Below are 5,261 nucleotides of genomic sequence, written 5' to 3'. Positions count from 1 at the left end.
AAATAACCTTATTGGCGTAAATACACATATTGATACTACTATTGATTTAATTAAGTACAGAATACCAAAACTCGAATTTATACTTAACAGTAATATGTCAAAACAAGTAGTCACAATTAAAATATTTAAATACATATGTACATTTTTAAACTTCTCTTTTTTAGTCATAACTGCTAGGTATAATACCGGTATAATTACCATTGCTACAGATGATATTATTATAAAAACAATATTTCTTACACTTAAGTTCAATTCACTTGAGTAGAAAAAATATAAAAGATAAAAAATCACATTTGATATACCTATATGCTTAAAATAATTTTGCATCAAATTTTTCATAATATTACGTTCCATTTTTTATCACCTCTTTTTAAATATACTTTATGTAGGGTGTTAATATTCCAAGTTATATCAAAAATTAAACTATATAAGCAAAAGACAACTACTAACAAGTAGTTGTCTTTTTTACTAAGAAAAATAAACTTCTATATTTTTTAAAAACTCATCTTTGTCACACTTATTATCATTTGCTAAATTATTATTAATCCATTTAATATTTTCAATTCCACAAATGTTTAATGTTGATTTTATTATTGTATTTTCTATAGGGTTTCCTAGTTCATCTTTAATATATTCTGTATCACTTTCAGATGTAGTTATAATCATACCTTTTTTTATGTGATTCAATTTTCCCTTAGGTCTATTATTTTCTTCTTCAAAGGCGAATTCTTTTATAAATACTTTGTCAAAAAAGCCTTTAAGCATTGCCGGCACGTTATTCCACCATATAGGGAATATAAATACTATTTCATCACTTTCTTTTAAAATATTTTGATATTTTTTAACTAATTTATCATCAGACTCACCTTTTGTATACAATTTAACTTCCTCAGATGTCATTACAGGGTTAAATTTATCTTCATATAAATCAATTATACTATAATTTTTACCGCATTTTTCAATGCCTTTAATTACATTATCCATTATGTTTTTGTTGAATGAGTTTTTATCGGGATTAGATATTATTATTGCAGTATTCATTTTTTAGTTCCTTTCTTCTTTAGCTAGTTTTTATATTATTATTTATAAGTTTTTATATTTATATTCGTATTATAAAATTTCTGCTAAATTGTCTTTTGTTCCATACAAATCTCGTTTTCTATAAATAAAATATCCTATAATCCATCTAATACAAACATCTAATCCCATTGCTATCCATACACACTCAATATCTAAATTTGTAAAATATACAATTATAACCGTAAGCGGAACTCTTATTCCCCATATACCTATGCCCGATATAGTCATAGGTAATTTTGTAAATCCAGATCCTCTTAATGCTCCATTTATTACTCCTCCCAAATTTCCAGCTAACTGTATAAGCCCCATAACTATTAAATATTTAGATGCTATGTTTATAAGTTGTGTATCATTTGTTAGTACTAACATTAGTTGCTCTGGGAAAAATATCAAAGGTATTGATGTTACAATTGTTATAATTATGGTTGATTTAAAAAGTTCTTTCATATATTTTTTTCCTAATTCTTCATTTTTAGCTCCAACACACTGCCCTACAAAAGCAGTAGCTGCAATTGCAAATGCATTTGATGGCATAAAAGATATAGATTCCGCTTGAAGCCCTAGTTGATATGCTGCAAGTGTAACTTCTCCATAATTTAATATAGCTCTTGTTAAAATAATAGTAGATAATTGCCAAAATGAATTTTCTAAGGATATAGGTATTCCTATCCTATATACATTTTTTATTTGCTCTACATCCGGCTTAAGACCTTTTATAAATAATTTTATGTCAAACTTAATTTTCTCTACTTTTTCTCCAAAATATACATATCCATTTTTTCTGTTGAACATTAAATATACCCCATAAAAACACGCTAGAAAATAACCGCTAAAAGTCCCTATAGCGGCACCTTGAACCCCTAAACTCGGCATATTAAAGTTTCCAAATATAAATAAATATCCTATAAATATACTAGTAATATTCATAGACATAGCTATTTGCATAGATATTCTTGCTTTATTCATTGATTGCAAACTAGACGTGCATATAAGCATTATACTCATAAAATATAATGACCATGATGATGTTTTAAGACACTTAGATGCTATATGCATAAGATCACTGCTTGGATTGAATATAGATAATACAAACTCCGTATTAAAAAATATGAACTGTTGAATTATAATAATTAAAATGCTAAGGCCTATAATTGTTTGTTTTATTATATATTTTATTTCTTTTGTGTTTTTCGACCCATATGCTTGTGCTACAAACACTGCACTTCCCATTGTTATTCCTCTTAAAATTGCCCATGTTATATTTATAATTCTATTACTTAAACTAAAGGCACTTATAGATACCGGATCTAATCTTCCCATCATTCCTGTTAAGCAAAAACCAGCTGTCATTTGCAAAATACTTTCTAAAACAATCGGTAAAATCATTATTTGTATAGTTTTTCTGATTTCCCTTTGGCTAAGTTTACTGCATTCCTCCATAACATCCCCCCAATACTAAATTCAAATTATAATAAATATTATATCAATATTTTTTGTTTATGTACTCGTAGAATTAAATTTATATTTAAAATTTAATTATTACAAAAAAAATAGATATACCAAAATAACTTAATACATAATATTTACGTAAAAATTATTTTGGTATACCTTTAAAATTAACTATGGTTATTTTCTCTAAGACCTCTTCTATATCTTCTGTAATTCATCATGTCTATAGCAACAAAACTAGTTCCTACTCCTATCATTATTGCTCCTGGTATATGCCCTGTTATAACTCCTACTAAAACTCCTATTAGTGCACCTGTTGTTATATATATAGCAATTTTAGCAAATTTATTGAACTTTAAAGGTATATAAACCGCCATTCTAGTATATAAAAAAGCTCCTACTATTAAACCTACCACTGATAATATTATGGTTTCTTGCATATTTCCTAAAGTCAGTCCTAGCCCTAATCCTATTAGAATACATCCAAGGGTTACCATCGCAATTCTCCTTTTCCTCTTTTTTTATATTATATTCTTGTACATTTCAAAAGTTGCTAAGTTTCAATATATAATTTGTGCAAGTATTTTATATTCATATTTGGTATGATATACTATTTCTTATGATAATTTAGTTTCAAAAGGAGGTTTTTTATGTCATTTTTAATTTTAATAATAGGATTTGTACTTCTTATAAAAGGAGCTGATGTTTTTGTAGAAGGTGCATCTTCTGTAGCTAAGAGGTTTAATGTTCCTCCTATGCTTATAGGTCTTACTATCGTTGCTATGGGTACAAGTGCTCCTGAGGCTGCCGTAAGTATATCATCTTCTCTTGCAGGTCAAAACGATATGAGTATAGCTAATGTTGTTGGATCTAACTTTTTTAATATACTTATTGTTTTAGGTGTATCTGCTATAATTGCAAAATTACCTGTTGAAAAAAATACAATAAAAAAAGACACACCTTTTTTAGTATTTATAAGCACATTACTTATTATTTTAGGTCTTAATTTTAAGATAAGTAGATTTGATGGTTTAGTTTTATTGTTATTATTTGTATTTTTCTTAGTAAATATGATTAAATCAAATCTAGGTCAAAAAAACTCTGATGTATCGGCTGGTGAAAGTGCTATAGCTATAGAAGCTGTAGAGGTGGCTGAATCTGAAGTTTCATCTTTACCTAAAACTATAGTAATTTGTTTAATTGGTATTGTTGGTATCGTATGGGGTGGTGATTTAGTGGTAGATTCTGCAACTAAAATTGCAACTGCTTTTGGTATGAGTGCAAACTTAGTTGGTCTTACTATTGTTGCTATGGGTACATCATTACCAGAATTTGTAACATCTGTTATAGCTGTTAGAAAAGGAGAAACAGAAATTGCAATAGGTAATGTAATAGGGTCTAATATATTTAATATATTATTAGTATTAGGTCTGGCTGCTGTAATTCACCCTATGACTATTAGTTTGTTTGCTTTAATTGATACTATATTTATGACTTTAATAACAGTTTTACTTTACATATTTATGAAGAAAAACAATTGTTTAAGTAAGGCACATGGTTTTATATTTATTGCTATATATATAGCTTATATGGCTTATACTATAATCCGTTAAAGAAATAAAAAAGAATGCAAGTTAACTTGCATTCTTTTTTATTTCTTTAAATTTTCAACACTTTTTATTTTTAACTTTTCTATTATTTTAAAACTTAAAGGATATTTAAATTCTTTATGTCTGTAATATTGTATAATTGCTATTATAAATGTAATTAAGTAAATAATAGACATTGCAGGTATTAAATAAGCTGCTTGTTTTACTATACATACTAATAATAAAATTGCAAATTCATATATTACAAATGATATATAAAAATCAATAAGTTTTAATCCATTCTTCTTCACAAATTCAGATTCTTTCCCATATATTTTCCATGCAGCGTATGCTATTATAACCCCAATTATATTAAGCATCATAACAGCTGCTGTCATTACCATCATAGTAATGCTTTCATTTTTTGTAGATCTTTGATTTTCTGTCATAATACATTTCCTTTCATTAATAATTTCTATATTATATTTTGAACCATTTATCAAAAATCGTCAACTTTTTATTAAAATTCTATATTCATTTACTATGTTAAATTATTTAGATATAATACTTATAAGTAAAGTTTACATATTGGAGGTATATTATGGCAATAGAAATGAACCTAAAAGACTTATATGAAGTTGGAGAAAGCTTTGAAAGCTGTGTTGGAAAAGGATCAAAATCTGAAAGATCTAGAATTCCCAAAAACACATCAAGAATCAACTTAAACGAAGATACTATAAATAAAATAGCTAGCTATCCAAACAAAGTTAATATACTTGTTTCAGGGGAAATATGGTGCCCAGATTTTCAGCTTAATGTATCAGTTTTAAAAAAGTTTGTTGATATTAATGATAATTTTGATATATCTGTTATAACTATGGCTAGAGGTAAAAAATTTATGAGTGAAGCCTTAAATATAGAAAAAGAAAACTTTAAAGGTCCAACAATTGCATTTTTGGATGAAAGTTTTAATGTTATAGAAGTATTTGAAGAACGACCTCATGAGGTAAAAAAGGTTGATGACTTTGAAGAAATAAAAATTGATTATTATAAAGGTAAGTATTTATTAGATACTGTTAATGACTACTTAAATATATTAAATATAAAATAAAAAACGACTAGATAGAGGTTTCTATCTAGTCG

7 protein-coding genes are annotated in these 5,261 nt (G+C 26.6%); 2 read left to right on the top strand and 5 right to left on the bottom strand.

The features are described 5' to 3' along the window. The 4 genes from RWY47_RS05400 to RWY47_RS05385 all read right to left on the bottom strand — a co-directional run. On the bottom strand, positions 1-354 hold a 354-nt coding region (locus RWY47_RS05400), incomplete at its 3' end, for a hypothetical protein (RefSeq protein ID WP_316030265.1). Positions 355-468: 114 nt separating this feature from the next. Beyond that, positions 469-1,041: an NAD(P)H-dependent oxidoreductase gene (locus tag RWY47_RS05395; protein WP_035116642.1), complete on the bottom strand. Its 573-nt coding sequence runs from the start codon at positions 1,039-1,041 to the stop codon at positions 469-471. A gap of 69 nt (positions 1,042-1,110) precedes the next feature. Beyond that, a complete protein-coding gene (locus tag RWY47_RS05390; protein ID WP_224170247.1) occupies positions 1,111-2,520 on the bottom strand; it encodes an MATE family efflux transporter in 1,410 nt (469 codons plus the stop codon). 176 nt (positions 2,521-2,696) lie between these two features. Beyond that, positions 2,697-3,026: a hypothetical protein gene (locus RWY47_RS05385; protein ID WP_168932318.1), complete on the bottom strand. Its 330-nt coding sequence runs from the start codon at positions 3,024-3,026 to the stop codon at positions 2,697-2,699. Between the two features lie 153 nt (positions 3,027-3,179). Between RWY47_RS05385 and RWY47_RS05380 the strand changes: the two genes are divergently transcribed. Then, positions 3,180-4,142, top strand: coding sequence for a calcium/sodium antiporter (locus RWY47_RS05380; RefSeq protein ID WP_150842919.1), 963 nt, complete (start codon positions 3,180-3,182; stop codon positions 4,140-4,142). Between the two features lie 38 nt (positions 4,143-4,180). Here RWY47_RS05380 and RWY47_RS05375 read toward each other — a convergent pair whose 3' ends face one another. Beyond that, entirely contained in the window at positions 4,181-4,567 is a 387-nt protein-coding gene (locus RWY47_RS05375; protein WP_150842920.1) for a DUF4870 domain-containing protein, read from the bottom strand. A 152-nt stretch (positions 4,568-4,719) separates the two neighbouring features. Here RWY47_RS05375 and RWY47_RS05370 point away from each other — a divergent pair, with 152 nt between their 5' ends. Then, the gene (locus RWY47_RS05370; protein WP_150842921.1) at positions 4,720-5,229 is read left to right on the top strand and encodes a thioredoxin family protein; all 510 of its coding nucleotides are present in this window, start codon (positions 4,720-4,722) and stop codon (positions 5,227-5,229) included. The last annotated feature ends 32 nt before the right edge of the window (positions 5,230-5,261 follow it).

This window comes from Paraclostridium sp. MRS3W1 (assembly GCF_032465715.1).
Taxonomy (GTDB): domain Bacteria; phylum Bacillota; class Clostridia; order Peptostreptococcales; family Peptostreptococcaceae; genus Paraclostridium; species Paraclostridium dentum.
The sequence above is the reverse complement of the archived record's forward strand: the minus strand, read 5'-3'. Positions and strand labels throughout refer to the sequence as shown.

Bases quoted from the DNA above. Each gene is read 5' to 3' on its own strand.
- RWY47_RS05390 (WP_224170247.1), bottom strand. From the start codon at position 2,520: ATGGAGGAATGCAGTAAACTTAGCCAAAGGGAAATCAGAAAAACTATA.
- RWY47_RS05385 (WP_168932318.1), bottom strand. From the start codon at position 3,026: ATGGTAACCCTTGGATGTATTCTAATAGGATTAGGGCTAGGACTGACT.
- RWY47_RS05370 (WP_150842921.1), top strand. From the start codon at position 4,720: ATGGCAATAGAAATGAACCTAAAAGACTTATATGAAGTTGGAGAAAGC.
- RWY47_RS05375 (WP_150842920.1), bottom strand. From the start codon at position 4,567: ATGACAGAAAATCAAAGATCTACAAAAAATGAAAGCATTACTATGATG.
- RWY47_RS05395 (WP_035116642.1), bottom strand. From the start codon at position 1,041: ATGAATACTGCAATAATAATATCTAATCCCGATAAAAACTCATTCAAC.
- RWY47_RS05380 (WP_150842919.1), top strand. From the start codon at position 3,180: ATGTCATTTTTAATTTTAATAATAGGATTTGTACTTCTTATAAAAGGA.